Raw genomic sequence first — 388 nt, 5'->3', positions numbered from 1 at the left:
CGTCATCCTTTTTCAACCAGAAATTCCGCCGAACACCGGCAACGTTATCAGGCTGTGCGCCAACAGCGGCTGCCACCTGCATTTGATCGAACCACTGGGTTTCGAGATGGACGACAAGCGCCTGCGCCGTGCCGGTCTCGACTACCACGAATATGCCACGTTGCAGCGTCACGCTGACCTGGCCAGTTGTCTGGAAAGTCTGGGCAACCCCCGCGTGTTCGCCTTCACCACCAAGGGTTCGCGGCCGTTCCATGATGCCGCGTTCGTGCCCGGCGATGCGTTTCTGTTCGGCCCGGAAAGCCGTGGCCTGCCAGCGGACGTGCTCGACGCCCTGCCCGCCGAACAGCGCCTGCGCCTGCCGATGCGCGAAGGCTGCCGCAGCCTGAAC

General features: G+C 63.7%; 1 protein-coding gene. It reads left to right on the top strand.

All coding sequences use genetic code 11. The annotated features are described in order from the left end of the window. Positions 1 to 388 (top strand): tRNA (cytidine(34)-2'-O)-methyltransferase (locus AAEY83_RS13075; RefSeq protein WP_351059385.1); only part of this gene is annotated, 388 nt, incomplete at both ends.

Source organism: Psychrobacter sp. TB20-MNA-CIBAN-0197, from assembly GCF_040309765.1.
Lineage (GTDB): Bacteria > Pseudomonadota > Gammaproteobacteria > Pseudomonadales > Moraxellaceae > Psychrobacter > Psychrobacter submarinus.
The sequence above is the reverse complement of the archived record's forward strand: the minus strand, read 5'-3'. Positions and strand labels throughout refer to the sequence as shown.